Origin of the sequence: Microbacterium sp. NFH-22A-Y (assembly GCF_021401375.1) — a bacterium.
GTDB lineage: Bacteria > Actinomycetota > Actinomycetes > Actinomycetales > Microbacteriaceae > Microbacterium > Microbacterium hominis.
Genome location: NZ_JACBGF010000002.1, coordinates 76,560 through 100,610, shown reverse-complemented (window position 1 = coordinate 100,610; position 24,051 = coordinate 76,560). Strand labels below are relative to the sequence as shown.

At 68.8% G+C, this 24,051-nt stretch carries 23 protein-coding genes and 1 tRNA gene; 9 read left to right on the top strand and 15 right to left on the bottom strand.

The window, feature by feature from the left end; genetic code table 11:
* Positions 1–29 precede the first annotated feature (29 nt).
* Positions 30–635, bottom strand: a complete 606-nt coding sequence (locus L0965_RS06475) for a TetR/AcrR family transcriptional regulator C-terminal domain-containing protein (RefSeq protein ID WP_067121071.1) — start codon at positions 633–635, stop codon at positions 30–32.
* Positions 636–728: 93 nt separating this feature from the next.
* Between L0965_RS06475 and L0965_RS06470 the strand changes: the two genes are divergently transcribed.
* Positions 729–1,670, top strand: a complete 942-nt coding sequence (locus tag L0965_RS06470) for a cation diffusion facilitator family transporter (protein WP_067121073.1) — start codon at positions 729–731, stop codon at positions 1,668–1,670.
* Positions 1,671–1,715: 45 nt separating this feature from the next.
* On the opposite strand, the gene L0965_RS06465 is transcribed toward L0965_RS06470, so the two are convergent.
* A complete protein-coding gene (locus L0965_RS06465; RefSeq protein WP_067121088.1) occupies positions 1,716–2,102 on the bottom strand; it encodes a four-helix bundle copper-binding protein in 387 nt (128 codons plus the stop codon).
* A 129-nt stretch (positions 2,103–2,231) separates the two neighbouring features.
* Here L0965_RS06465 and L0965_RS06460 point away from each other — a divergent pair, with 129 nt between their 5' ends.
* The 3 genes from L0965_RS06460 to L0965_RS06450 all read left to right on the top strand — a co-directional run bounded on the left by L0965_RS06460 (position 2,232) and on the right by L0965_RS06450 (position 4,259).
* Entirely contained in the window at positions 2,232–2,657 is a 426-nt protein-coding gene (locus L0965_RS06460) for a DUF6153 family protein (protein WP_067121074.1), read from the top strand.
* A 79-nt stretch (positions 2,658–2,736) separates the two neighbouring features.
* Positions 2,737–3,348: a DUF305 domain-containing protein gene (locus L0965_RS06455; protein ID WP_067121076.1), complete on the top strand. Its 612-nt coding sequence runs from the start codon at positions 2,737–2,739 to the stop codon at positions 3,346–3,348.
* A 71-nt stretch (positions 3,349–3,419) separates the two neighbouring features.
* Positions 3,420–4,259 (top strand): F510_1955 family glycosylhydrolase, encoded by an 840-nt coding sequence (locus tag L0965_RS06450; protein WP_082914452.1) that lies wholly within the window; start codon positions 3,420–3,422, stop codon positions 4,257–4,259.
* A 29-nt stretch (positions 4,260–4,288) separates the two neighbouring features.
* Here the strand turns inward: L0965_RS06450 and L0965_RS06445 are convergent.
* The 13 genes from L0965_RS06445 to L0965_RS06385 all read right to left on the bottom strand — a co-directional run bounded on the left by L0965_RS06445 (position 4,289) and on the right by L0965_RS06385 (position 16,657).
* Positions 4,289–4,359: transfer RNA gene (locus L0965_RS06445), tRNA-Cys, on the bottom strand.
* Between the two features lie 58 nt (positions 4,360–4,417).
* Positions 4,418–4,732, bottom strand: coding sequence for a metal-sensitive transcriptional regulator (locus tag L0965_RS06440; protein ID WP_067121078.1), 315 nt, complete (start codon positions 4,730–4,732; stop codon positions 4,418–4,420).
* An 18-nt stretch (positions 4,733–4,750) separates the two neighbouring features.
* A complete protein-coding gene (locus L0965_RS06435; RefSeq protein WP_067121080.1) occupies positions 4,751–6,925 on the bottom strand; it encodes a heavy metal translocating P-type ATPase in 2,175 nt (724 codons plus the stop codon).
* Positions 6,926–6,943: 18 nt separating this feature from the next.
* The gene (locus L0965_RS06430; protein ID WP_067121082.1) at positions 6,944–8,149 is read right to left on the bottom strand and encodes an FAD-dependent oxidoreductase; all 1,206 of its coding nucleotides are present in this window, start codon (positions 8,147–8,149) and stop codon (positions 6,944–6,946) included.
* Positions 8,150–8,211: 62 nt separating this feature from the next.
* Positions 8,212–8,424 carry a YHS domain-containing protein gene (locus L0965_RS06425; protein WP_067121084.1) on the bottom strand — a complete coding sequence of 71 codons (213 nt, stop codon included), beginning with the start codon at positions 8,422–8,424 and terminating at the stop codon, positions 8,212–8,214.
* A gap of 143 nt (positions 8,425–8,567) precedes the next feature.
* Entirely contained in the window at positions 8,568–10,088 is a 1,521-nt protein-coding gene (locus L0965_RS06420) for a multicopper oxidase family protein (protein ID WP_101305190.1), read from the bottom strand.
* Entirely contained in the window at positions 10,085–11,329 is a 1,245-nt protein-coding gene (locus L0965_RS06415; RefSeq protein WP_067119687.1) for an MFS transporter, read from the bottom strand. The genes L0965_RS06420 and L0965_RS06415 overlap by 4 nt, the downstream gene beginning before the upstream one ends.
* On the bottom strand, positions 11,326–12,477 hold the full coding sequence (locus tag L0965_RS06410; RefSeq protein WP_234057960.1) for an FAD-dependent oxidoreductase: 1,152 nt from the start codon (positions 12,475–12,477) through the stop codon (positions 11,326–11,328). Before L0965_RS06410 ends, L0965_RS06415 begins: the two co-directional genes overlap by 4 nt.
* A 55-nt stretch (positions 12,478–12,532) precedes the next feature.
* On the bottom strand, positions 12,533–12,829 hold the full coding sequence (locus tag L0965_RS06405; protein ID WP_067119691.1) for a metal-sensitive transcriptional regulator: 297 nt from the start codon (positions 12,827–12,829) through the stop codon (positions 12,533–12,535).
* Positions 12,830–12,884: 55 nt separating this feature from the next.
* Positions 12,885–13,127, bottom strand: coding sequence for a YHS domain-containing protein (locus L0965_RS06400; protein ID WP_067119694.1), 243 nt, complete (start codon positions 13,125–13,127; stop codon positions 12,885–12,887).
* Positions 13,128–13,176: 49 nt separating this feature from the next.
* The gene (locus L0965_RS06395) at positions 13,177–15,450 is read right to left on the bottom strand and encodes a cation-translocating P-type ATPase (RefSeq protein WP_067119698.1); all 2,274 of its coding nucleotides are present in this window, start codon (positions 15,448–15,450) and stop codon (positions 13,177–13,179) included.
* A 35-nt stretch (positions 15,451–15,485) separates the two neighbouring features.
* A complete protein-coding gene (locus L0965_RS06390) occupies positions 15,486–16,448 on the bottom strand; it encodes a heavy metal-binding domain-containing protein (RefSeq protein ID WP_067119702.1) in 963 nt (320 codons plus the stop codon).
* Entirely contained in the window at positions 16,448–16,657 is a 210-nt protein-coding gene (locus L0965_RS06385) for a heavy-metal-associated domain-containing protein (protein WP_067119704.1), read from the bottom strand. Before L0965_RS06385 ends, L0965_RS06390 begins: the two co-directional genes overlap by 1 nt.
* Positions 16,658–17,135: 478 nt before the next feature.
* Here L0965_RS06385 and L0965_RS06380 point away from each other — a divergent pair, with 478 nt between their 5' ends.
* From L0965_RS06380 to L0965_RS06360, 5 genes are all read left to right on the top strand, one after another.
* Positions 17,136–17,894, top strand: a complete 759-nt coding sequence (locus L0965_RS06380; protein ID WP_198553651.1) for a TnsA-like heteromeric transposase endonuclease subunit — start codon at positions 17,136–17,138, stop codon at positions 17,892–17,894.
* Between the two features lie 286 nt (positions 17,895–18,180).
* The gene (locus tag L0965_RS06375; protein ID WP_234057959.1) at positions 18,181–20,079 is read left to right on the top strand and encodes a hypothetical protein; all 1,899 of its coding nucleotides are present in this window, start codon (positions 18,181–18,183) and stop codon (positions 20,077–20,079) included.
* Positions 20,076–21,254: an AAA family ATPase gene (locus L0965_RS06370; protein WP_101305192.1), complete on the top strand. Its 1,179-nt coding sequence runs from the start codon at positions 20,076–20,078 to the stop codon at positions 21,252–21,254. The genes L0965_RS06375 and L0965_RS06370 overlap by 4 nt, the downstream gene beginning before the upstream one ends.
* Entirely contained in the window at positions 21,254–23,671 is a 2,418-nt protein-coding gene (locus L0965_RS06365) for a TniQ family protein (protein ID WP_234057958.1), read from the top strand. The genes L0965_RS06370 and L0965_RS06365 overlap by 1 nt, the downstream gene beginning before the upstream one ends.
* Positions 23,668–23,862 (top strand): hypothetical protein, encoded by a 195-nt coding sequence (locus tag L0965_RS06360; RefSeq protein WP_101305194.1) that lies wholly within the window; start codon positions 23,668–23,670, stop codon positions 23,860–23,862. The genes L0965_RS06365 and L0965_RS06360 overlap by 4 nt, the downstream gene beginning before the upstream one ends.
* The last annotated feature ends 189 nt before the right edge of the window (positions 23,863–24,051 follow it).

Here is a 24,051-nt window from a genome sequence, read left to right as displayed (position 1 = left end):
GAGGGATGGCTCGCCGCTGACGATGATGCTCAGTCGAGGTGGCGGGCGCGGTGCAGGAGCGCGTCCATGCCGAATTCAAGGTGTGCGGCGGCGTTGTCGTCGAGGAAGAGATCGCGGACGCTGGTGAGTGCGGGGAACGAATGTGCGGCGAGTTCCTGCTCGAAGCGGTGGGCGCCGTCCTCGGGGGTGGTCTGTTCTTCGTGGACGAGTCCGACCACGAGGTAGTTGAGGCTCCAGAAGGTGGTGACGGCGAGGTCGGGGTCGACGCCGGCATCGAGCAGCGCGGCAATCACCGCCTCCCCTAGCCGCAGGGTGTTGGTTTCGGAGACCCTCGTACCCGAGACGAGATGTGCGCCGTCGCGGTGGTTCAGAAGGACCTGGCGGTAGCGGCGGAAGATCTCTTTGACCCGGTCGATCGGCGGGTGTGGGAGGTCGTCGAAGGAGAGCTCGCCGAGAATGGCGTCTGCCATCAGGTCGAAGAGGCGCGCTTTGCTCCCCACCTGCAGCGACACCGAGTTGAGGTGAACGTCGAGATGTCGGGCGATCCCACGGAGGGTGATGGCGTCCGCCCCGCCGCGATCGAGCAGGGCCAAGGCGGCGTGGATGACGTCGCGGCGGGATAGTCGGTCGGCCACAGGTCTCTCCTCCGAGCTTGGTCAGTGACCAACACTGTAGTAGCTTGGTCACCGATCAAGGAAATTGGTCACTGACCAAGTAAGGAGTGGGACATGGGTGCGGGTCACAACCACGGTGCACCGACTACCGAGGCAGGAGCGCCCGGGGATCACCGAGCACGACTGTGGATCGCGTTCGGCCTGACGGCGACGATCGTGATCGCGCAGGCGATCGGTTCCATCGTCACCGGCAGCCTGGCGCTGCTGACGGACACCGCACACGCGATCACCGACGCGTCCGGTCTGCTGGTCGCGCTGATCGCGGCGACGCTGATGCTGCGGCCGGCTAATCCGAAGCGGACCTGGGGATTCCGACGCATCGAGGTGATCGCCGCACTCGGGCAGGCCGCACTGCTGCTGGTGGTGGGCACTTACGCCGCCGTCGAAGGTATCCGACGCCTGTTCGAGCCGCCGGAGGTCGCCGCGGGAGAGATGCTCGTGTTCGGCATCGTCGGCCTCGCGGCGAATGTGATCGCGATCGTGATCCTCTCCTCGAGCCGCGGCGCGAACTTCAATATGCGGGCAGCGTTCCTGGAGGTGATCAACGATGCACTCGGCTCGCTCGGGGTGATCGTGGCCGCGATTGTGATCGCCACGACCGGGTTCCAGCAGGCCGACGCGATTGCAGGGCTCCTGATCGCGGGACTGATCGTGCCGCGCGCGATCATTTTGATGCGCGACACCACCCGGGTGCTCATGGAGTTCACCCCTGCCGGGCTCGACTTGGACGAGGTACGCCGGCACATCCTTGAGCTCGAACACGTCACCGACGTGCACGACCTGCACGCATCGACGGTCGCCACTGGCCTGCCCACCCTGACCGCGCATGTGGTGGTCGAGGATGAGTGCTTCACCGACGGGCATGCCGCGGAGGTGTTGCACGAGGTACGCGAATGCGTGGCCGGTCACTTCCCGGTGTCGATTCAGCACTCGACCTTCCAGATCGAGACCGCGCACCTCACCGAGGACGAGCCAGCCCTTGTCCGCCACCGCTGAGCCGGGCCCCCCAGCGCCGCGGTAGCGGTCGGCGGAGGAAGGGTGTCAGAGCGTCGCGAGCAGGTTAGTGCAGGCCTGTTCACAGCGGCGGCAGGCGTCGGCGCAGACCCGGCAGTGCTCGTGCATGTCCGCGTGGGTGTCGCACTCGGCGGCGCATGCGGCGCACGCTGCGCGCAACGCCTCCAGCGCGGCACGAAGCACGGTGGTGTCCGTGCCGGTGTGGCGAGAGAGCAGGCGCGCGGTGGTGTCGCAGAGGTCGGCGCAATCCTGGTTCAGACGGATGCAGGTGGTCAGATCGGCGACCATCTCCTCGCTGAGACAGGCGTCGGCGCAGGTCGTACAAGCCTGGCCGCACTCGAGGCACGCGTCGATACAGGCCAGGAGCGCGTCTCGGTTGGCGATGTCGTTGGCTCGGGGGTGGGTGTCGAACATTTGGGCGGTGACGGTCACGGCCTTCTCCTTTGAATCGGTGAGGGGGTTACGTTACGTCGCTGTTCCGGATGCCGGCGACCCCCTTGGGTTACGGTGCGGGGGTATGGTACGGACGGTAGGCTGGACGGGATGATCGGCCTGTCCGCGTTGCGCCTGCGGCTGCCGCACCCGGTGCGGTGGCTGGTTGCCGTGTGCTTCGCTGCAGCGGTCATCGTCGGGTTGATGGGGATGCACACGATCTCCTCGGGACACACCGCCCCTACGACCTCGGAGAATGTCGAGATGCCGGGCGGGGCACCTCACCACTCGTCGGCGCCCGCGACCGGCGATGAGGATGCGGAGGCGTGCGCGTCGTGCAGCCCGAGCGGGGGCCATGACGTTCTGATGATGATGTGCGTGCTGGCGTTGCTGGCAGCCGCCCTCGTGCTGCTGGTCCCCCGCGCCGCATGGTCGTCTGTGTGGGAGCGGCATGCATTGCGTCCGCCGGTGACGCGGTGCCGGCCGGCCCCGGACCGGCCTCCCTCACTCCTGGAGCTGTCGATCAGCCGAACGTGACACGCACTGTCCCTGCCCTCTGGGGCGGGGGTGAGGTTCATTGCCCGTACGCGGGTTTCACGAGTGTTTGAGAGGACTGATGATGAACAAGAAGATGCGTTTGGCAGCGGTCGCGGCCGTACCGCTGGCAGCGGTGCTGTTCCTGGCCGGCTGCGCGGACAACGGAGGCAGCATGCCTGGAATGGATCATGGTGGGTCGTCGTCGGCCCCGTCGGAATCGGCGGAGGCGGACTTCAACATGGCGGATTCGATGTTCGCGATGATGATGATCCCGCATCACGAGCAGGCCGTCGAGATGAGCGACATGATCCTCGCCAAGAGCGACGTTGATCAGCGGGTGCTGGATCTGGCTCAGCAGATCAAGGACGCCCAGCAGCCGGAGATCGAGACGATGCAGGGATGGCTCGCCGAGTGGGGCGTGTCCAGTGACGACATGGACATGGGTGAGATGGAGCACGGCGGCGGGATGATGTCTGACGAGGACATGGCGGCGCTGGAGTCGGCGTCCGGGGCCGAGGCGGCACCCCTGTTCCTGGAGCAGATGATCGCCCACCACCAGGGGGCGATCGAGATGGCCGAGACCGAACTCGCCAACGGGAAGAACGCGGACGCGTTGGCGCTCGCGCAAGCCGTGGTCGATACACAGTCCGCGGAGATCGAGACCATGCAGGATCTGCTCGGCCAGCTCTGAGCCCGATCCGTCGAGTGGGGGCGCCGCTGCCATGCGCGGTGCCCCCACTCTTCGAACGCGGAGGTACGCGTATGCACGTCCATACGAAGACACTGGCGGCGGGCGCCGCTGCTTCCGCCCTCCTGATGCTGGCGGGGTGCGCGGACACTCCGACGTCGCCGCCGGCTGGGGACGGGCGCACCGGGGTACCGAGCCATGTCCACGCGGTGGTCGTCGCCCCGGACACTGACCAGCTTCTCCTGGGAACGCATGAAGGCATCTACGAGGTCACCGACACCGGGGAGTGGGGTGGCCGGGTCAGCACGGACAGCTTCGACGCGATGGGACTCACCGCCACTTCGCAGACACTGATCGCGTCCGGTCACCCCGGCCCCGGAAGCCCCGCCGAGTGGGGGGCACCGAACCTGGGCGTGATGCGCAGCACCGACGCAGGGGTGAGTTGGGAGTCGGTGGTGTTCGGTGGGGAGAAAGACTTCCACGCCCTCGCCGCCGGCGCCGATGACACGGTGTACGCCATCGCCACGGACGTCAGCGACGTGATCCGCAGCGACGACGCCGGGCTGACCTGGGAACCTACCGGTGCGGATCTGGTAGCGGCCAGTCTCGCCGTCGACGGTCGCGGACGGGTGATCGCGGCCACCGAAGAGGGTGTGCAGATCAGCACGGACGGCGGTGCGTCCTTCGCGGCGTGGCCCGAAGCGCCGCTGCTGTACACGTTGGGGGCTGCGGCCGACCGGACTCAGGTGGTCGGTGTCGGCACCGATGGGCAGATTTGGGTGACCGGAGCCGGTGCCGCGAGCTGGGAGCCGGCAGGTCGCGTGGACGGCCGGGTGCAGGCGGTCGGTATGGACGCCGCGGGCCGCATCGTGATCGTCGACGAGACCAGCGGCATCACGATTCTGCCCGGATAGCCCGCCGGGCACGCGACGGGCCGTATGCGAGGTGCCTACGGGAGTCGAACCCGTCTAGACGGCTTTGCAGGCCGTTGCCTGACCGCTCGGCCAAGGCACCGAGTGTCCCCTTACCGGGGACGTGGACGCAGCAGCGTGGGATCGCCCGTCTGGTCCGGTTAGGACCGGACCAGACGGGCGATCGCGTCGCTGGCTTCCTTGATCTTCTGCTCCGCCTGGTCACCCTCCATGCGCGCCGCGTCGAGCACGCAGTGTTTCAGGTGGTCGTCAAGCAGCCCGACGGCCACGGCCTGCAGGGCGCTGGTCAGAGCGCTGATCTGGGTGAGGATGTCGATGCAGTACTTCTCTTCATCGACCATCTTCGAGATGCCCCGCGCTTGACCTTCGATCCGCTTGAGCCGGTTCAGGTATCGGTCTTTGTCGGTGATGTACCCGTGGGGGGCGTGAGCGGTGTCGGGTGCGGGTGTGGTCATGGCCGGGTTCCTTCGGGTTTAGCTGTCCAGCGCTGCGCGGGTGCTGGCTTCGGGGCTGAGGTCGATGCGGCGCAGCAGCTGCGCGTTCAGGGCGACCACGACGGTGGACAGGGACATCAGGATCGCACCGATCGACATCGGCAGGACGAACCCGATGGGGGCGAGCACGCCGGCGGCGAGCGGCACGGAGATCAGGTTGTACCCGGCAGCCCACCACAGATTCTGCTTCATCTTCCGGTACGCCGCACGCGACAGCTGGATCACCGACAGCACACTGCGCGGGTCGGAGCTCGCGAGGATGACCCCGGCGGACGCGATCGCGACGTCGGTGCCGGCGCCGATCGCGATGCCGACGTCGGCCTGCGCGAGGGCGGGGGCGTCGTTGACGCCGTCGCCCACCATCGCGACCTTGCGGCCCTCCTTCTGCAGCTCGGCGACCTTGCTGGACTTGTCCTCCGGGCGCACGTGCGCGAAGACCCGGTCGATGCCCAGCTCGGCGCCGACGGCGTTCGCGACGGCTTCGGCGTCGCCGGTGATCATGACCACCTGGACACCCAGCTTGTGCAGGGCATCGACGGCTTCACGGGACTCGGGGCGGATCTCGTCGGCGAGCTTGAGCCCGCCGATGACTTTTCCGTCCCGGGTCACGTGCAGGATGATCGCGCCCTCGCTACGCCACGCGTCCGCCGTGTCGACCTCGCTGGCACCGACGTCCTCGAGCAGACGGGGACCGCCGACACGGATCTCCGCACCGTCGACGGTCGCGGTGACACCGACCGCCGGGGAAGAGGAAAACCCGGTCGCCTTCGGCAGGGTCAGGTTCTTGTCCTTCGCGGCGCGAACGATGGCCCTAGCGAGCGGGTGCTCACTGTCGGCCTCGGCCGCCGCGGCGATCGCGAGCACCTGGTCAGCGTCCAGGTCACCGACCGGTTCCACGGCGGAGACGGTGGGCTCGCCCTTGGTGAGGGTGCCGGTCTTGTCGAACAGCACGGTGTCGACGGTGCGCATGCTCTCGAGCGCGAGCCGGTCCTTCACCAACACCCCGCCACGGGCGGCGCGCTCAGTGGCGATGGACACCACCAGCGGGATCGCCAGGCCCAGCGCGTGCGGGCAGGCGATGACCAGCACGGTGATGGTGCGCACGACCGCCGCATCGGGATTGCCGACGACAGTCCACACCACCGCGGTGATCGCGGCGGCGCCCAGCGCGAACCAGAACAGCAGCGCCGCCGCCTTGTCGGCGATCCGCTGCGCCCGAGAGGACGAGTTCTGTGCCTCCGTGACCAGCCGCTGAATACCCGCGAGGGTGGTCTCATCCCCCGTGGCGGTGACCTCCACGCGAAGGCCGGAGTCTGTGGCGACGGTGCCCGCGGTAACGGGGTCGCCAGTGCCGCGGGCGACGGGGCGGGATTCACCGGTGACCATGGACTCGTCCATGTCGGCGCGGCCGTCGACGATCTTCCCGTCGGCGGGGACGCTGCCGCCGGGGCGGACCACCACCACGTCCCCGACCTGCAGGTCGGCGGGTGAGACCTTGACGATCTGGTCCCCTTCGACGCGCTCTGCCTCATCCGGGAGCAGCGCCGCGAGGGTGTCCAGCGCGGAGCTGGTCTGGGCGAGGGAGCGCATCTCGATCCAGTGACCGAGCAGCATGATCACGATCAGCAGCGCCAGCTCCCACCAGAACTCCAGCTCGTGGTGCAGCAGGCCCAGGGTGGCGCCCCAGGACGCGAAGAACGCGACCGTGATGGCCAGACCGATCAGCAGCATCATGCCGGGTTTGCGGGAGCGGAGTTCGCTGACCGCACCGGTCAGGAACGGCCACCCGCCCCACGCGTACATGACGGTGCCGAGGACGGGGGCGATGAACAGTGCCCAGTCGGGGACGGTGTAGCCGAGGATCATCGCGAACATCGGGGAGAACGCCACGACCGGGACGGCGATGATCAGGTTGATCCAGAACAGTCGCCGGAACTGGCCGACGTGATCCCCGTGCCCACCGTGCCCGCCGCCGTGGCCACCACCATCGTGACCTGCGTGGTCCCCGTGGCTGGCCTGCGTGCCGTGGCCGGTGTGGGTGTCGTGCTGGGTGGGCGGCTCGGGGGTGTGGTCGCCGTGGCGGGTGTCTCCCCCGGTGGCGGTGGCGGCCTTGCCGGTGGGGTGGTCGGTGTGGTGTGCGTGCGGGTCAGTCATCGGTTCACTTCCCTGTGCCTAGCGTTGGTGTGAGTCTGCCGTCGCGGTTCCCGCGGAGGCGAGGTCCTGCGGATCGGTCGCGGCAGGAGTATGAAGGTTCGGCATCCACCCGAACACCGCGGGCACGGCGTCCAGCCCGAGCACCCCGACGGGGACACCGTCATGCTCGTGGACGACCAGGAGCGGGTCGGTAGTGTCGATGCGTGCGGAGGTGTGACCCCCGGTGATCCCGGCACCGGCGACCATCATGCCGTGCACGGTTGCCGTGAAGGGGGCGCGGGGCTGGTAGTCGCCCGGGTGGGTGCCGGCGCCGAGGTCGGCGAGCATGGTGCGTGCGGCATGTTCACCCTGCGCGGCCGCGTCCGACCAGTGATCGATGCGCCAGGCGCCCAGGGTGGTGTCATAGTGTGCGGCGACCCCGCCGGCGCTGTAGACGCCGGGGGTGGCGGTGCGCAGCTTCCCGTCCACGATGACCCCGTCTTCCCAAGGGGCGGGGCCGGTCGGGGTGGTTCCGTGGGCGATGATCAGCAGATCCGCCGTCAGCTGTGTGGTGTCGTCCAAGGCGAGCTCGAGCTGTGTGCCGGTGTCAGTGACGGCGGTGAGGGTGCGGCCGAACGCGACGTCCACGTGCTCCCGGTGCGCGGCGGCGAGGCGCTCCGCGGCGCCGGCGCCGAACACGCTGACCCCGGGGGTGGTCGCGCGGGCGAGGAGGGTGACCTGATGTCCACGGTCGCGGAGCAGCGTGGCGGTCTCGGCCGCGACCAGACCGGCACCGGAGATGACGATCTGCGCGGGGCGGCCAAGCGTGCCCAGGAGGTCGCGGACGGCGACCGCGTCTTCCAGGGAGTGCAGGGTGGTGACCCGTCCTGCCTCCGTGGCGGCGGTCAGGCCGGGCAGCGTGTCCGGCAGCAAGCGGGGGGTGCTGCCGGTGGCGAGGAGGAGCGCGTCGTACGGTTCGATCCGGCCGGATGCGAGCCGCACGGTCTTTCCCTGTGGGTCGACCTCGACCGCGGTGTCACTGATGACCTCCACCCCGGGGGTGACGACCTGTTCCGGGGTGAGCAGCCCGATCGCGACCCCCTTGTTGACCAGGGTGCGGTTGTACGGGGCCTGTCCGGTGCGGTCGACGAGGGTGACGCTCACCGTGCCGGAACCGTGAAGAACGCGCGCCGCGGCCGCGCCGGCGGCGCCGGCTCCCAGGATGAGGACCTTCTGGGGTGACAATGTTGCTCCTTGCGTCTCGCGAATGTGGGGGCTGGTGACCGGTATCCCCGGCCTGTGGTCGGTTAGGCGGCCGTGGCGTACTTGGCGGGGTCGGCGTCGAAGAGGGGGCCGCAGGCGGAGCAGCAGAACCAGTACCGCTGCCCGTCGTAGTCCCGGTAGAGGCCTTGGGCTTCCGCGGTGCTCTTGCTGACGGTGCTGCCGGGCATCACCGGGCAGGTGACGATGTCATCGGCGGGGGTGCCGGCGGGTGCTTCGTGGTGATGGTCGTGGCTCATATCCGTTGCTCTCCGTGATGTGGGTCCGGGGCGGCAGCCGTCGTCGCTGCCTCGTTTGTCTGCGTCCGAACCCCTCCAGGCTATACCCCGTACGGGTATGACAACAGGTGGGGTGTGGCGTGTATTCCCTGGACTGCTGGTGCTCAGGGGCGGTAGGCGAGCACGGTCATCATCCCGGCTTCGCCGTGGTAGATGTTGTGGCAGTGGGTCATCCATTGGCCGGGGTTGTCGGCGTCGAACTCGAGGTCGAGGGTTTGGTTCGGCAGCACGATGGAGGTGTCTTTGCGGGGGCCGCCACCGGCGTGCTGATAGGTGTGGCCGTGCAGGTGGAAGGGGTGCCACATGTCGGTGTCGTTCGTCACCCGCAGCCGCACCCGTTCCCCCGCGACCAGTGCGTGCGCGCCGCGCAACGGGTTGTGCATGTCGAACTGGGTGCCGTTGAACCCCCAGTCGTAATTGGCCATGCTGCCGGTGAGGGTGAGGTCGAGGGTGCGGTCCACGTCACGACGGTCGAGGGTGACCTCGGGTGCGGCGAAGAGCATGCTCGCCACCGCGACGACGCGGCCTTCGCCCAGTTCGGCGATGTCCGCGTCCGGGGTGGGCGCCTGTCCGCTGCCGGTGCGGATGATGGCGAAGCCGCGTTCCCGCTTGCCTTCGGCCTCCGCCACCAGGGGGAACGCACCGTCGCCCAGGGTGACGATCACGTCGTAGCGTTCCCCCATTCCCACCAGGACGCTATCGGCAGCGACCGGGTCGACGGGGAACCCGTCGGTGTGGGTGACGGTCAGCCGGTGCCCGCCGATGGCGACGCGGAACGCGGTGTCGCCGCCGGCGTTGATCAGCCGGATCCGTACCCGCGTGCCGGGCGTGCCGGTGAATTGGGCGGGGTCGGCGGCGGGTTTGCCGTTGATCAGGTAGTGCGGGTAGTACACGTCGCCGGCGTCGCCGCCGAGTAGGTCGGAGTCGGCGCCCATCAGCATGTTCCCCATCCGCATGAACATGTCGCCGTGCCCGCCCATGTCGCCCATTCCTTCTCGCAGCTGCTCGAGCACCGCGTCGGGGGTGGCGGTGACCCCGTCCAGCCAGTCGTCGAGGACGATGACCCATTCGTCGTCGTAGCGCAGCGGCTCATTCGGGTCTTCGACGATGAGCACCCCGTATAGGCCGGTGTCCAGCTGGGCGCCGACGTGCGGGTGGAACCAGTGCGTACCGGGGTCGGGGGCGATGAACTCGTATTGGAACGACTCGCCGGGGCGGGTCGCGGTCTGGGTGAGTGGGGGGACGCCGTCCATGTCGTTGCGGAGTGCCAGGCCGTGCCAGTGCACGGACGTGTCGACGGGGAGGGTGTTGCGCAGGGTGGCCTGCAGGGTGTCTCCTGCCTGGACGCGCAGGACAGGCCCGGGGATGCTGCCGTAGGAGAACGTGGACGCGGGTGTTCCTGCCAGATCGAGGGTCGCCGCCGCCGCCGTCAGCGTCGCGGTGACCACGCGGCCGGTGCCGCCACGGCCCCGTTCGGTGCGGTCGACGGCCGCTCCCGTCGGGCTGACCCAGGCGGGGGTGGGGGTGCAGGCGGCCAGAGCTCCAACCGCGGCGGCGGTGGCGCCGAGGGCGAGGAAGCGTCGCCGGGTGAGGTGGGGGGAACGGCGGGGCGCGGGGGCGGTCATGGTCGGCGGGTCCCTTTCGGTCGATGTTGCGTGGCGGGCGGTGTGAGCTCCGTGGGGGTGCGCAGGTGGGTGAGGGTGGCGGTGATGCTGAGCAGCACCACCACTCCCCCCAACACGGCCGCGGCTCCAGGGAGGGTGAGAGCGGGGACGAGGAAGCCGGCCAGCACGACGGGGACGGACATCGCGAGGTAGGAGATCGTGTAGATCACGGCCATAACGGTGGCGCGCTGCCCGGGGTCGACGTGCGGCAGCAGGGTGCGCATCGCGCCCATGAAGGCAGTCCCGAACCCGGCACCCACGACCGCGACACTGGCGAGGTACCCGGGCAGAGTTGGCACGGCCAGCGCGGCGAGGCTGAGCACGGTGCCTGCGCCGAGAGACACGGCCCCGAACACGCTGATCCGCCGGGCGGTGGCCCCCTGCAGTGCGGTGGCGGCGACCACCCCGGCCGCGGCGAGGATGATGATGGACCCGGCCTGGTGCAGGTAGGTGTCGGCGTGGAACCGGGTGGCGATGATCCCCGGTCCCAGGGCGAGGAACAGACCGTTGGTGACCCACCCGGCGATGATGGCGGGGGCGACCGAGACGATGATCCGCCGCGTCGCCGCCGAGACCCGCCGGGCCCGTGGGTCCGGTCCCGCGTCCCCGGGAAGGACGGGTGGGGTGGGAATGGTCCAGGCGGTGGCGGCGAGGAGAGGGAACACCGCGGCGAGGAGCAGAAAGATGGTGCCCGCGTCGATGCCGGGTAGGTCCAGCAGTCCAGCGGCGGTGAGCGCCCCGAGCCCGAGACCGGCCATGGGGGCCACGGTGTTGGCCAGCGCGGCCGCCCCCAGCCAGCGGGAGGGTTCGTGGTCGACCATCATGGCGTTCAGAACCGGGACCAGCAGTCCCGCCGCCAGGCCTTGCAGGGCGCGGGCGGCGAGCAGCAGCAGGAAGGAATCGGCGGCCCAGAACATCAGCAGGCTCACCGACAGGGCCACCGATCCGACGGTGAGGATGCCGCGACGCCCGACCCGGTCAGAAAGCGACCCGAGCGTCAGCAGTGCGAGCAGCAGCGGGATGGCGTAGATCGCGAAGATAAGAGTGGTGGCCACCGGGGGCAGCTGGAGCTGCTCGGTGAGTTGCGGGTAGAACGGGGAAGGCGCCGACGCGGCCGCCATTAGCACGACGGTGCCGGTCACGGCGAGACAGAACCCGCCGCGGGCACGAGTGGCCGGGGTCACAGGGGTGGCGGCGGTCATGCGGCGCTCTCGTGCAGGTGCTGGGCGGTTTCGTGGACGGTGGCGACCGCGTCGACACCGCTCACCCCCACCAGAGCACCGTTGAGCGTGTGCGTGACGAGGGTGCCGGGTCCTGGGCCCTGTCCTTCGGTGGCGGGCGTCATGGTGTACCCGATGCCGGTGATGGCGGTGCCGTGGATCAGTGACGTGTAGGAGCTACGAGGACGGTAGGGTCCCGGGTCGGCGGCGCCGGTGCGGTCGTGGAGCACCGCGGCGGCGGCGTGCTGTCCTTGCGCGGCCGCGTCGGCCCAGTGATCCAGGCGCCAGATCCCGAGGTGGTCGTCGCGGTGTATGGCGGTGCTGCCGGCCGCGTACACGTGCGGGGCAGTGCTCCGCAGCCGGTCATCGACAGGCACCCCGGAAGAGAACGGTCCCGGTGCGGTGGGGGCGTTGCCGAGGGCGGTGATGAGCAGGTCGGCGGAGAGCGTGGTGGTGTCATCCAGGGTGATCCCCAGCAGCGGGCTCCTGTCACGGACGGCGGTGATCGTGCGGCCCAGGAATGTGGTGATTTTGCCGCGATGGATGCCGGTGATGTGGGCGGCGATCTGCGCGCCGAAGGAGGCCCGCCCGGGGATGCGGGAGCGGCTGATGAGGGCGACGTGATGTCCGGCGGCGTGGAGTGCGGACGCGGTCTCCGCGCCGGTGAATCCGCCGCCGTAGATCGCGACCCGGGACGGCCCGGCGGTGCGGGTGAGGTGTTCTCGGATCTGTTGGGCGTCCTGGATGCTGTGCAGGGTGACGACCTGGTGCCGTGCAGCGGGAGTGTGCCGCCCGGGCAGGCCCGGGGTGAGGGTGTCCGGGCGGCTGCCGGTGGCGATGATGACCGCGTCGTAGCGCAACTGTGCGCCGGAGGCGAGGTGCACGATGCGGCTGATCGGGTCGAGGTGGGTGGCGGTGTCTGCCAGCACGGTGACGGGCGGGAGCGGCGCGTGGATGGTCTCGGGCAAGGTGGGACCGAACGCGACGCCGGTGATGTGCATCCGGATGTACGGGGTCTCGTGGGTTCTGCCGACCAGGGTGACGTGGATGTCCTCGTGGCGGGCGAGGGCTGCTGCGGCGGCGACGCCGGCTGCTCCTGCCCCGAGGATGAGGACATGGTGGGTGGGCATGAGGTGCAGTTCGCTTCCGGGGTACGGGGGTCGCGGCGCTGCGAGGAGGGCAGGGTCAGGACCGGATCAGCTGGGTGATCGCGGTCGAGGCGGCATCAAGGACGGTGTCGTCGGTGAGGGTGCCGGTGGCGTGCGCGTGGCGCAGGTAGTCCGTCAGCAGGGCGAGACCGACACCCTGGAGCGCGCGTTGGGTGGCGGAGATCTGGGTGAGGGTATCGATGCAGGGGCGTTCCTGCTCGATCATCCCGGTGAGCCCGCGAATCTGCCCTTCCAGACGGCGCAGCCGGTTCCGGTAGGTGCGGGGGTCGGTGATGTAGCCCGGTTCGCGGGCGGCCGCGATGGTGGAGGTCATGAAGGGTCCGGTCTCCCGGTGCCCGCACGGGGTGTGTGGGCACCGGGAGTGAGGCTCAGGCCATGGCGGCGGCGTAGCGGGCCGGGTCCGCGTCGAACGCGGGACCGCAGCCGGCGCAGCAGAAGTAGTACCGCTCGCCCTCGTAGTCGCGGAACAGGCCGGCCGCCACGGCGGTGGCCTTGTTGACCGGGGTGCCCTCCATCACGGGGCAGGTGGTCATGTCGGCGCCACCGGCGGCGTCGAGGAGGTTCTCACGGCCGCCGGGGGCGGGGGCGCTGGTGCTGCAACAGCTGGACATGGGTGGTGTTCCTTCCGATGTGGGTGGTAGGTGCTGCCGGGTTGCCCGGTCAGCGGGCGATGCTCTTGAATCCGCGCAGACGCAGGCTGTTGCCCACGACGAACACGCTGGACAGTGCCATGGCGGCACCGGCGAGCATCGGGTTGAGGAGACCGAGGGCTGCGACCGGGATCGCGGCCGTGTTGTAGGCGAAGGCCCAGAACAGGTTGGTCTTGATAGTGCCGAGGGTCTTGCGGGACAGCCGGATCGCGTCAGCGGCGCTGCGCAGGTCGCCGCGGACCAGGGTGATGTCCGAGGCCTCGATCGCGACGTCGGTGCCGGTTCCCATCGCCAAGCCGAGGTCGGCCTGCGCGAGCGCGGGGGCGTCGTTGACACCGTCTCCGACCATCGCGACGACCTTTCCCTCGCCTTGGAGGCGGGTGACGACATCGACCTTGTCCTTCGGGAGGACTTCGGCGATGACCTGGTCGATACCGACCTCGGCGGCGATCTGGCGGGCGACCGCCTCGTTGTCGCCGGTGAGCAGCACCGGAGTCAGGCCGAGTGCCTTGAGCTGGGCGATGGCCTCCTTGCTGGTCGGCTTGACGGTGTCGGCGACGATGAGGATGCCGCGAGCGGCACCATCCCATCCGACGGCGACGACGGTCTTGCCTTCGCTTTCGGCCTGCGCCTTCGCGGCGGCAACCTCGGCGCTCAGGCGCAGCGACCACTCGGCCAGCAGCGATTCCCGGCCGACGATGAGTGCGTGTCCGTCGACGACACCCTGCACGCCCTTGCCTTCCAGGTTCGTGAACCCTTCCACGGTGGGGAGGGTGCCGGTCTGCTGGGTGGCGCCCTTCGCGATCGCCTGCGCGATGGGGTGCTCGGAGGCGTCTTCGAGTGCACCGGCGAGGCGGAGTAGCTCGTCCGCATCGGTGCCCGGCTCGGTGACGACGTTGACCAGGGTCATCTTGCCGGTGGTGACGGTGCCGGTCTTATCGAGCACGACGGTGTCGACCTTGCGGGTGGATTCCAGCACTTCCGGGCCCTTGATCAGGATGCCCATCTGCGCGCCGCGGCCGGTGCCGACCAGCAGCGCGGTCGGCGTGGCAAGACCCAGGGCGCACGGGCACGCGATGACCAGCACGGCGACGGCGGCGGTGAACGCGGCAGCGACAGGGAACCCGGCACCCAACCATGCCCCCATCGCGACGACGGCGATGAGGATCGCAATCGGGACGAACACGCCGGAGATCTTGTCGGCCAGGCGCTGCACCTCAGCCTTTCCGGTCTGGGCGTCCTCGACGAGCTTGGCCATCTGCGCCAGCTGCGTGTCCGAGCCGACCCGAGTGGCGCGAACTACCAAGCGTCCGCCGGCGTTCACCGTGGCTCCGGTGACGGGGTCGCCTTCGGCGACCTCGACCGGGACGGATTCGCCGGTGAGCATGGAGGCGTCCACGGCGGACGTGCCGGAAACCACGACACCGTCGGTGGCGATCTTCTCGCCCGGGCGGACGATGAACTCGTCCCCCGCCTGCAGGTCCTCGACCGGGATCTTCGTCTCCACCCCGTCGCGCAGCACGGATACTTCCTTCGCGCCGAGCTCGAGCAGCGCGCGCAGCGCGGCGCCGGCCTGACGCTTGGACCGCTTCTCGAAGTAGCGGCCGGCGAGGATGAACATCGTCACCCCGGCGGCGACTTCGAGGTAGATGTTCGCGGCTCCTTCCGAGGGGGCGAGGGTGAGCTCGAACGGGTGCGTCATCCCGGGGGTGCCGGCGGTGCCGAAGAACAGCGCGTACAGCGACCACAGGAACGCGGCGGTCGTGCCCATCGAGATGAGCGTGTCCATCGTCGCGGTGCCGTGCTTGAGGTTCGCCCACGCCGCCTTGTGGAACGGGAACGCCGCCCACACGATGACCGGCGCCGCCAGCGCCAACGACGCCCACTGCCAGTAGGTGAACTGCAGGGCGGGGACCATCGCCATCGCGATGACCGGGACGCTCAGGACGATGGAGACGATGAGCCGATTGCGGAGGCTGGTCAGCTCCGGGTCGGCATCGTCCGCGTCCCCGCCCTCGGCGGTGTCGTTCTTGGCCTTCTTCGGGGCCGGAAGCGCCGCGCTGTAGCCGGTCTTCTCGACCTCGGCGATCAGCAGGGCCGGGTCGTATCCGGCGGGGATGGTGACCTTCGCCTTCTCGGTGGCGTAGTTGACCGTGGCGGCGACGCCGTCGAGCTTGTTCAGCTTTTTCTCGATCCGCATCGCGCAGGAGGCGCAGGTCATCCCGCCGATCTGGAGTTCGACGGCGGAGTCCGCGGTCTGTTCTGCGGGGGCTGTGGTGCTCATGGTGTTCCTTCTTCTCTCAGATCACCGCGGGGCGGTCAGTGACCGTCGCCCGTGTCGCTGTGTGTGTCGTCCGTGTCCGTGTCGCCGGTGCCGTGCCCGGCGTCCACGACGAACTCGGCGGTGTGGACCTGCCCGTCGACCTGGAAGTCGAGGTAGAGCAGGTACCGGCCGGTGGTAGGCGCCTCGGCCGCGAATCGGATGTCGGGTCCGGCGGTGTCGCCGTCCTGCGGGTCGTCGCCTTCGGCGTGCACGTGCAGGTAGGCCAGGTCCCCATCGCGCAGCGCGACGAGGTGCCCGAAGGCCCCAAGGTACGGCTGCAGGGTGGTGACTGGCTGCCCGTCACGGGTGACCGACAAGGTTAGCTCGGAGCTCTCCCCCGCGGTCAGGTCCCCATCGAGGGTGACCGTGTACCCGTCGACCTCGCTTGTCGTCGACGTGGCGGTCGCCGGGTTCGGGGTGAACGCGCCCGCGACGTCGACCGTGCGGGTCAGGGTGACCTTGTCGGGGCCGTCGGCGACGTCCGGCACGAAGTCGGCATAGATCCGGTAGCTGCCGGCTTCGGTCCACTCCCAGGAGGTCGTCCAGGTGCCGGTGGCCTCGTCGAGCGTGGGGTGCACGTGCCGGAACTGGGTTCCATCGGTGCGCACCACGATCAGGTGCAGGTCCTTCTCATGCGAGGACTCGTACGCGGTCAGCGCAGTCCCGTCAGCGTCGAGGATCTGGAAGCTCAACTCGCCTGACTCGCCCGTTCCGGTGGGCGCGGCGATCGGGCTGAGTTCGTATCCGTAACCGGAGAGGGAGACGCCGGGGATGGTGGCGGTCTCGGCGGTGTCCTCGCCGGTCATGCCGGCGTGATCGGCCATCGAGCTGTCGTCAGCCGCGGCCGTCCAGTTGGCGACGGCGCTGTCCGGGACGACAGCTGCCGCGATGCCGAACGCCCCGCCGAAAGCCACGACGACGCCGGCGCCATACAGGCTGAGTCGTCCCGCAGCGTTCATCAGGCGCGCACCGCGGAGTAACCAGCCTCGTCGACCGCGGCCAGCACGGCGGCGTCATCCAGAGCACTGGTGGAAGACACGACGAGCTTGCCGGTCTGGGCGCTCACCTGGATCTCGTCCACGCCGGGGATCTGGGAGACCTCTTCACGGATGGACATCTCGCAGTGTCCGCACGTCATGCCGGTGACCTGGTACTCGCTGGTGGCCATGATGGTTTCCTTCCGTCGGTGATGCGCCAGAATCGGCGACACCCACCCTAACACCCCTACCCCCCTAGGGTATTCCGGAGTACTGAGGAAATCGTGGTGTCCATGCTCAGATTTGTTTGTGGCATCGCGTGAGACCTACCGCCTCGAACCGGCCGCCTGTGCGTGAATTACGTCTCCCGCCCAGCAGCTATCCCCTTGCTGCAGGAGAGATCACCCGAACCACCCGACCGAAATGTCCATATGGACACCACGTGGACACTTCATCTGCGAAATGGACATTTTAGAAAAATCCCTACACTGACGGTGACTTGTTATCTATGTGACATGCACTACAGTGAATGTCACATTCACTGGTATTCGTGACTCGCATATACCGAATTAGCCCGTGAAAGCAAGAGTTCGAACCTGAATCGTATTTCGCGAATCTATGGCGGAAGCGTGCATTCTCCCGGACCGATTCGACCCTCACGCTGGCTTCATGACGGCGCGCGAGCAACTCGAGACGCGGGACGGAACGCGCCAGGCGGATGTCGGGCTGATGGTTCGCAAAGCGCGCGGCGAGGTGGACGTTGTTCCGCTGCAGTCAGCTCGATTGAGCGTGTTCGACGCCGCCGTCCCGTGGCGTGATTTCCGCTGGTACCGCGGGCAGCGGCACTTCTCGGGCAGCTACTGGTCGGCAACCATGCAAGCGCATGTCGGATACGAGTCGCGGCTCGAGTACGCGAACCTGCTGCTGGCCGACTTCGACCCACGCGTGGACTGGATTCTCTCTCAGCCGTTCCTCCTCGAGGGGGACGACAAGGGTACACGCCGTCGCCACATTCCCGATTATCTGATCGTCCACGCGGACCACACGGTCTGTGTCGTGGATGTGAAGCCCGCTGCGAAGCTCACAGTCCCGAAGGTGCGTGACTCGCTGAGCTGGTCGCGGCGCGTGATCGAACCCCACGGGTGGGAGTACCGCGTCCAATCCGAGCCGGACGAGGTGTTGCTGCGCAACGTCCAGTTCCTTGCCGGCTACCGCCGCTCCTTCCAGTTCGCCGACGGCGACGTCACCGCCGCGCTCGGCGAGCTGAGGTCGCCCATGGCGTTCGGCGAGGCAGTGCGCGCGATCGCGCCCGTCGCCGGAGGGCTTCTCACAGCGCGCGCGCTCGTCCTGCACCTGCTGTGGGCTCGCCGGCTGAGCACCGACCTGACTCGACTTCTGAGCGCCACGAGCATCGTGACGCGGGCCTGAGATACCACCACCTCAACACCTGAAGGAGATAGCGATGAGCAGCACGTGGACACTGAAACCAGGCGTGGACATCGTCTACGACGGCGACGCCTGCACTGTTGCGGAGATCTGCGATGGCGCGGTCATCGTCCGCACTCGAACTGGGCAGGTTCGGCGCCTGCGGATGATCGATCTCCTGCGGCCCCGCACTGAGGGAGGCACGACACACATCCCCGGAAACAGTCGCGATGACGACGCGGCTCCACTGGGCGTGATCTGGGCTGACGCCAGCGATACGGCTCGTGCGGTGTCCGCCGAGCGCGCTGATCATGTGCGAGAGGTCCTCACCGGTTACCGGTCGGGGGCGGCCGAGATCGCGCGTGAGGGCGAACCGAAGCTCGCCTACCATCCGGAGCGTCGCATCGAGGAGCGGATCGCGGCGAAGGCGCTCGAGCTCGGCAAGGGCCGCCGGACCGTCGCGAGGTGGGTGGCGAGGTATAAGGATGCCGGCGAGATCGGACTGATCGATCACCGCAAGGCGCAGCCGGGCAATCTGCTCGTCAACTTCGACGATCGCTGGGTCACGGCGGCACGCGAGGTCATCGATGAGCAGACGCCGGAGTCGAAGGTCGCGAAGAGCATCATCATCGCGAGAGTCAACGCCCGAGCCGACCGCACACACGGGCCAGGTATCGTCGCCGCCCCTTCTCGAAGCGCCGCGTACAAGATCCTCGACGAGCTCTCCCGTGGCCGTGCGACCTTCTCCGGGAGCACCAAACGCAAGCGCTCCAACGCGAACCGGCCACCCGCCCCTTACGGTCGGCTGCATGCCACCGCGCCCGGCCAATACGTCCTCCTCGACACGACACCGCTGAACGTCTTCGCCGTGGCCCCGGTGACTGGCAAGTGGGTCGCTGCGGACCTCACGGTCGCGATCGACCTCTACTCCCGCTGCATCCTCGGCATGCGGCTGACGCCCGGCTCCACGAAGTCCATCGACGTGTCCGGCGTGCTCATGGAAGCGTGCCAACCCTTCGACACTCCCGCGGACTGGGGCACGAGCGCACGATGGCCCTTCCACGGCGTCGCCGGTTCCGTGCTTGTTGACCCGACGCGTATCCGCGTTCCGCGGTTCGTTCGTGCCGGGATCCTGCCTGACACGATCATCGTCGATCACGGCGCACCATACCTCTCGGAGCACGTGACCAGCGCGTGCGCACGCCTGGGCATATCCATCCAGCCGGCTCGCATCTACCAGCCCACTGACAAGAGCCCGGTCGAGAGGTTCTTCCGCACCCTCGACACGTTCCTTCAGGAACTCCCCGGCTATAAGGGCGCGGACGTCGGCGGCCGCGGCGACGACGTCGAGGCCGACGCGGTCTACACGGTCCCGCAGCTGGAGCAGATCATCCGCGAATGGGTCGCGACTGTCTACCACCTCCGACCCCACGACTCTCTCCAGGATCCCCGCCTCCCCGGCGTCAAGCTCAGCCCCGCCGAGAGATACGACCAGGGGCTCGCTGTTGCCGGGCAGCTGCGGATGCCGATCGACCGGAGCGTCCTCCTCGAGCTGCTCCCGGTCGTGAAACGACAGTTCAACCACTACGGCGTCGAGATCCACAAGCTGCGTTACACGGGGGATTCGGTGGCGAAGTACCGCAACCGTGCCCGGTCGATCCACCGTGACAAGGGCACGGAGTGGCCGTTCGTGGTCAACCCCGACGACCTGACGCAGATCTACTTCCACGACCCCGAGGACGGCACCTGGCACACCCTCGAGTGGGAGCACAAGGGAGACTTCGACACACCGTTCAGCCTCGACGCGCTGGAGTACGCGAAGAAGATCGCGATCCGCCAGGGCCGCCCTTCGCAGGTCGACGATGTCGCCGCGCAGCTACTCGAAGACTGGGGCGCGGGACGCGCACTGACCCCGTCAGAGCGGCGGATGAGTTCCCGCATGGCCGCGCAGCTCAACGAGAAGGACCCCGCGGCCGACGGGGTGTGGTCGCTGCGCACCGTGCAGCGGATGCTCGAGGCCGAACTGAACCCCGCCACAGATCTCGGCCTGGAGCTCTCCGGCGAGGTCCGCGACCCACGCAAACGCGTCGACATCCCCGAAACGGGGGATGACGACGACGAGGACGACATCGACGAACCCACGATCCGATCCGACTACCACTTCGAGCCGATGGAGATGATCCAATGACCGCCACATTCTCAGGCGAGCGCGACGCGCCTCGCCGGCAGCGGAGCCTGTCCACCTATGAGGGATGGAAGGACTTCGCCGAACGTCCCCCGCGGGAGAAGCCCACGTTGCTGACTCCGGAGCAGCTCGGAGCGCTCGGCCCGGACGAGTTCGCGCGTTACAACGCGGAGCGTCGGGTGTGGCACGCGAACATCCTGCTCCGCACCCGGCAGGTGCACGGGGTGCACCTGCAGCTGGGCGACATCCTGGACAGCAACCTGCAGGACTCCGACCGGGTCAAATCCGCTGCCGCCCTCGACGCCCCACCGGCCCTCGGGAAGTCGACGGTGGTGAACACGTTCGGGCGCGACTTCCACCGTCAGCGGATCGCGGAAGTGGGCGAGTACCTCGACGAGGATCGCGACATCCTCCACCTCCCGGTCTGTCACATCACCGTCCCAGGGCGGCTCACGATCAAGGGCCTGCACATGATGATCCTCGGGTTCTACGCGCACCCCGCGGCCGCCGGCATCCTGCACCGTTCGATGGCCGGCCGGGACCTGGCGCGAGCAGCAGCGGACTGCATAGAACGACACGACACCCGGCTGGTGATCATCGACGATCTGCACTTCATCCAGATGCGCACCCGCGACGGTGTCGAGGTCGCGAACCAGCTGAAGTGGCTGTCCAACGAGTACAGCGCCACCTTCCTGTTCGCCGGTGTCGCGCTCCGCGAACGCGGCCTCGTCGGCGAGGGCGCGACCGGGAAGGAAGCGGCGATGGCGCAGACGTTCCGGCGGTGGACCGTGCTCAGCCTCGACCCGTACAGCCTGCGCACCAAGCAGACCCGCCAGGAGTGGGACAGCCTGCTGTGGCACATCGAACAGGCCCTCGTGCTCGCGGACGCGCACGAGGGGATGCTCGTCGACATGTCGCGGTACCTGTTCGCCCGCACCACCGGCAACATCGGATCGCTCATGGACCTCATTCGCCGCGGCGCGTCCCGCGCCATCCGCACCAGCGTCGAGCGAATCGACCGGCAGCTCCTCGACGACATCCGCATCGACGAGGGAGCCGAAACGGAGCGCCCCGAGCTGCAGGCCAAGCACGACCGGGAGGATCGGGCCCGCCGCGAGCGGCGCCGGCGCCGCCTGAAGAGCGACGGCGCCGAAGAGAGCGGCGAGGAGGCGGCCTGATGAGCGAGACGGCCGGTGCCGTGCGTGTCCTCCCGTTTCGGGTCCGCCCTTTGCCGGATGAGCCGTTCGACTCCTGGCTGGAGGCCTCCGCGGCCGCGAACCGCGCGACTGTCGCGGAGATGGCGTGCGCACTCGGCCTGGTGGAGCAGGAGGGCGGCCGGGCCGTGTCGGCGACGTCGTGGATGGCCGCGCAGTGGGCGACCGAGCTCACCGATGAGCAGGCGTCACGGCTGGAGCGGTCGACGGGGATCCCGGCGGCGCAGTTCCAGGAGATGACGCGAATGCGGTTCGCGCGGCACGCGATCCGCTACACCCGCCAGGGGAGGATCAGCTTCCGCTGCCCCGTCGGCGGAATGGCGGGACGCTACTGCCCCGAATGCCTGGCGGACTCCGGCGGAAGGTGGCGGATGTCGTGGCAGTTCCCATTCACCTTCGCGTGCGTCAGACACCGCCGCATCCTCGCCGACAACTGCCCGGTGTGCCACAAGCCACCGCGTCACACCGGGCACCCGCTCGCCGGGATCCCACATCCCGGGCACTGCCACAATCCCGTCGCCGGTGCCGGGACGGGCCCGATCGCGAGCCGCTGCCGCGGCGACCTCACCGCGCACCCCGAACGAATCGGCGCACCCGACGCCGCGCTCCACGCACAGCGCCGCATGATGCAGATCCTCTCCACCGGCGAGGGCCGGTTCGGGATCTACGCGGCCGCCCCGCAACCCGCGATCACCGTCCTCGAAGACATCCGTCTCCTCACCCGCGCCGCAGGAGTTACGCTCTGCGATGGCGGCGACCTCGACATGCCGCAGCTGGGAACGGACCTCCTCGCGGCGGTGCCTCGAGACAAGCATGAGTGGACGTGGGCGGGACCGCCGACCGCGGCCGGCGGCGCGGTCGGCACGACGATCGCGATCGCCGCACTCGAAGACCCCGACCGTGCGGCTCGGCTGCTGAATGGGCGGCTCGCGGTGAGTACGTCGTACACCGGCCAAACGCCGCAGCTGCAGCGACTGATCGCAGCATCCCTCGGCCGCACCCGACGACCGACGCTGTTCCTGCAAGCTGCGCCCGCCTCGGACGTGAACCCCGAGGACCGGGCGCGGAAGGTGCCCGCGCAACTCTGGGATGAGTGGACGAGCGCGCTCACCCCACGCCGCATCAACAGCGACGTCGCCGCGTCCGCGCTGGCCGCAGCCGTCGTGTTCACCGGCACACGGCTGACTCACTCCGCTGCCCTCGCCCTGTTGGACTCGACGGCACCCATTCGTCAGGTCACTCATGTGATGCGCGAGTTTGGGAGGCCAGGCGCGGAGACGCCTGCCCTTGCGGCGATCCTCAACCTCGCCGCCTACCTCGACGCGCACCAGACACCGATCGACTACGCACGCCGCCGCAGCCTCGACTGCACCGATCTCCTCCCCGAAGAGGAATGGCATCGCCTCTGCGCCCGACTGAATGTGCAACCCGGCTCCGGCGCCAGACACCGCCATGCCCGCGCCCACCTCTACCGCGCCATCACAGGCAACTCGATGCGACACGCACCGGAAGCATGGGACGCCGCCGGACTGTCCCCGCGGATGGTGACGACCTTCACGAAGACGGTGCCGGACTCTGTGCGCCGTGAGCTGGACGACGCCGGCCGCGCCTTCCTGCTCAGCCGAGGAATCGACGAGCCGCTCAGCTGGGCGCCGCCGCTGTCGACGCACATCAAACCCGCCGCAACCCGCAGCAAGACTGTCGATGAGTGGGCGACGGCCAGACCCGTCCGTGGCGCACTCGACGCACCATCGCGCCGCCGCGAACTAATCGACGAGTACGGTGGCGGCGCAACCACGTATGAGCTCGCACGACGGACGGGAGTATCGCGACAGACGGTGTCGCGTGTGCTCGCCGACGGCAGCTGCACCCTCCGCCGCGGACGGCCCATCACGTTCGTCATCGACGACGACTGGCTACGTGAGCGGTACGAGAAGGACGGGATGACGCTGCGGCAGATCGCGGCGCTCGTCGGCTGCAGCGCGCCCACGATCGCGCACCGCATCCAAGCGGCGGGCATCGCGATGCGACCCGGCCCGCACGACCGCACCCCTCACCCACTAGCCGGCCGGTCACAGCTCCTCCAGCGTGCACTCGTTGGCCGGCAGCCCATCGAACGGGCACGCAGGTTCCTCATCGCCACGCAGCACGACACCGTGCGCGCCGCCGCGGCGACCATCCGTACGACGCAGAGCTCGCTGAGCGCTCAGCTCGCCAGCCTCGGCGCCGACGTCGGCGGGACCCTATTCGTCCCCGCGGCGCGCAACAGGCGGATGCGCCTCACACCACTCGGCGAACGACTCGCTCGCGAGCTCCGCCGCGCCCTCGCCGCTGACCCTGCCGCGCAATCCACATCACCGACCGAAGAGGAGTCATCATGACCGAGAAGAAGCGGACCTCCAGTCGCCTGCAACGGGCGGCGCGCGAGCGCATGAAGGTGACAGGGGAGAAGTACACCGCGGCGCTGATGGCCGTGATGTCAGACGCCGGTTCACAGACTGAGCTCAACTCTCGCTCGACCACTTCTGCTGGTTCGCTGGGCGCTTCCGTTGACCGCGGGGAGCGGCGGTGAGCCCGGACGCGCCTGAGGGCGGCGATCCGGTCCTCCATCACGATTCGATGCAGTGGAACAACTCCGGGTGGACCGACAAGCCGTGGTCGGCACCCCACCTGGCGCCGCTGTTCACGGAGCTCACGTCAGCGAAGACCGCTCCGAGGTGGGCGCGCCGCGCGGTGAAGATCATCCACCGATACACCCGCG

Bases quoted from the DNA above. Each gene is read 5' to 3' on its own strand.
- L0965_RS06470 (WP_067121073.1), top strand. From the start codon at position 729: ATGGGTGCGGGTCACAACCACGGTGCACCGACTACCGAGGCAGGAGCG.
- L0965_RS06465 (WP_067121088.1), bottom strand. From the start codon at position 2,102: ATGTTCGACACCCACCCCCGAGCCAACGACATCGCCAACCGAGACGCG.
- L0965_RS06460 (WP_067121074.1), top strand. From the start codon at position 2,232: ATGATCGGCCTGTCCGCGTTGCGCCTGCGGCTGCCGCACCCGGTGCGG.
- L0965_RS06455 (WP_067121076.1), top strand. From the start codon at position 2,737: ATGATGAACAAGAAGATGCGTTTGGCAGCGGTCGCGGCCGTACCGCTG.
- L0965_RS06450 (WP_082914452.1), top strand. From the start codon at position 3,420: ATGCACGTCCATACGAAGACACTGGCGGCGGGCGCCGCTGCTTCCGCC.
- L0965_RS06440 (WP_067121078.1), bottom strand. From the start codon at position 4,732: ATGACCACACCCGCACCCGACACCGCTCACGCCCCCCACGGGTACATC.
- L0965_RS06435 (WP_067121080.1), bottom strand. From the start codon at position 6,925: ATGACTGACCCGCACGCACACCACACCGACCACCCCACCGGCAAGGCC.
- L0965_RS06425 (WP_067121084.1), bottom strand. From the start codon at position 8,424: ATGAGCCACGACCATCACCACGAAGCACCCGCCGGCACCCCCGCCGAT.
- L0965_RS06420 (WP_101305190.1), bottom strand. From the start codon at position 10,088: ATGACCGCCCCCGCGCCCCGCCGTTCCCCCCACCTCACCCGGCGACGC.
- L0965_RS06415 (WP_067119687.1), bottom strand. From the start codon at position 11,329: ATGACCGCCGCCACCCCTGTGACCCCGGCCACTCGTGCCCGCGGCGGG.
- L0965_RS06410 (WP_234057960.1), bottom strand. From the start codon at position 12,477: ATGCCCACCCACCATGTCCTCATCCTCGGGGCAGGAGCAGCCGGCGTC.
- L0965_RS06405 (WP_067119691.1), bottom strand. From the start codon at position 12,829: ATGACCTCCACCATCGCGGCCGCCCGCGAACCGGGCTACATCACCGAC.
- L0965_RS06400 (WP_067119694.1), bottom strand. From the start codon at position 13,127: ATGTCCAGCTGTTGCAGCACCAGCGCCCCCGCCCCCGGCGGCCGTGAG.
- L0965_RS06395 (WP_067119698.1), bottom strand. From the start codon at position 15,450: ATGAGCACCACAGCCCCCGCAGAACAGACCGCGGACTCCGCCGTCGAA.
- L0965_RS06390 (WP_067119702.1), bottom strand. From the start codon at position 16,448: ATGAACGCTGCGGGACGACTCAGCCTGTATGGCGCCGGCGTCGTCGTG.
- L0965_RS06385 (WP_067119704.1), bottom strand. From the start codon at position 16,657: ATGGCCACCAGCGAGTACCAGGTCACCGGCATGACGTGCGGACACTGC.
- L0965_RS06380 (WP_198553651.1), top strand. From the start codon at position 17,136: ATGACGGCGCGCGAGCAACTCGAGACGCGGGACGGAACGCGCCAGGCG.
- L0965_RS06370 (WP_101305192.1), top strand. From the start codon at position 20,076: ATGACCGCCACATTCTCAGGCGAGCGCGACGCGCCTCGCCGGCAGCGG.
- L0965_RS06365 (WP_234057958.1), top strand. From the start codon at position 21,254: ATGAGCGAGACGGCCGGTGCCGTGCGTGTCCTCCCGTTTCGGGTCCGC.
- L0965_RS06360 (WP_101305194.1), top strand. From the start codon at position 23,668: ATGACCGAGAAGAAGCGGACCTCCAGTCGCCTGCAACGGGCGGCGCGC.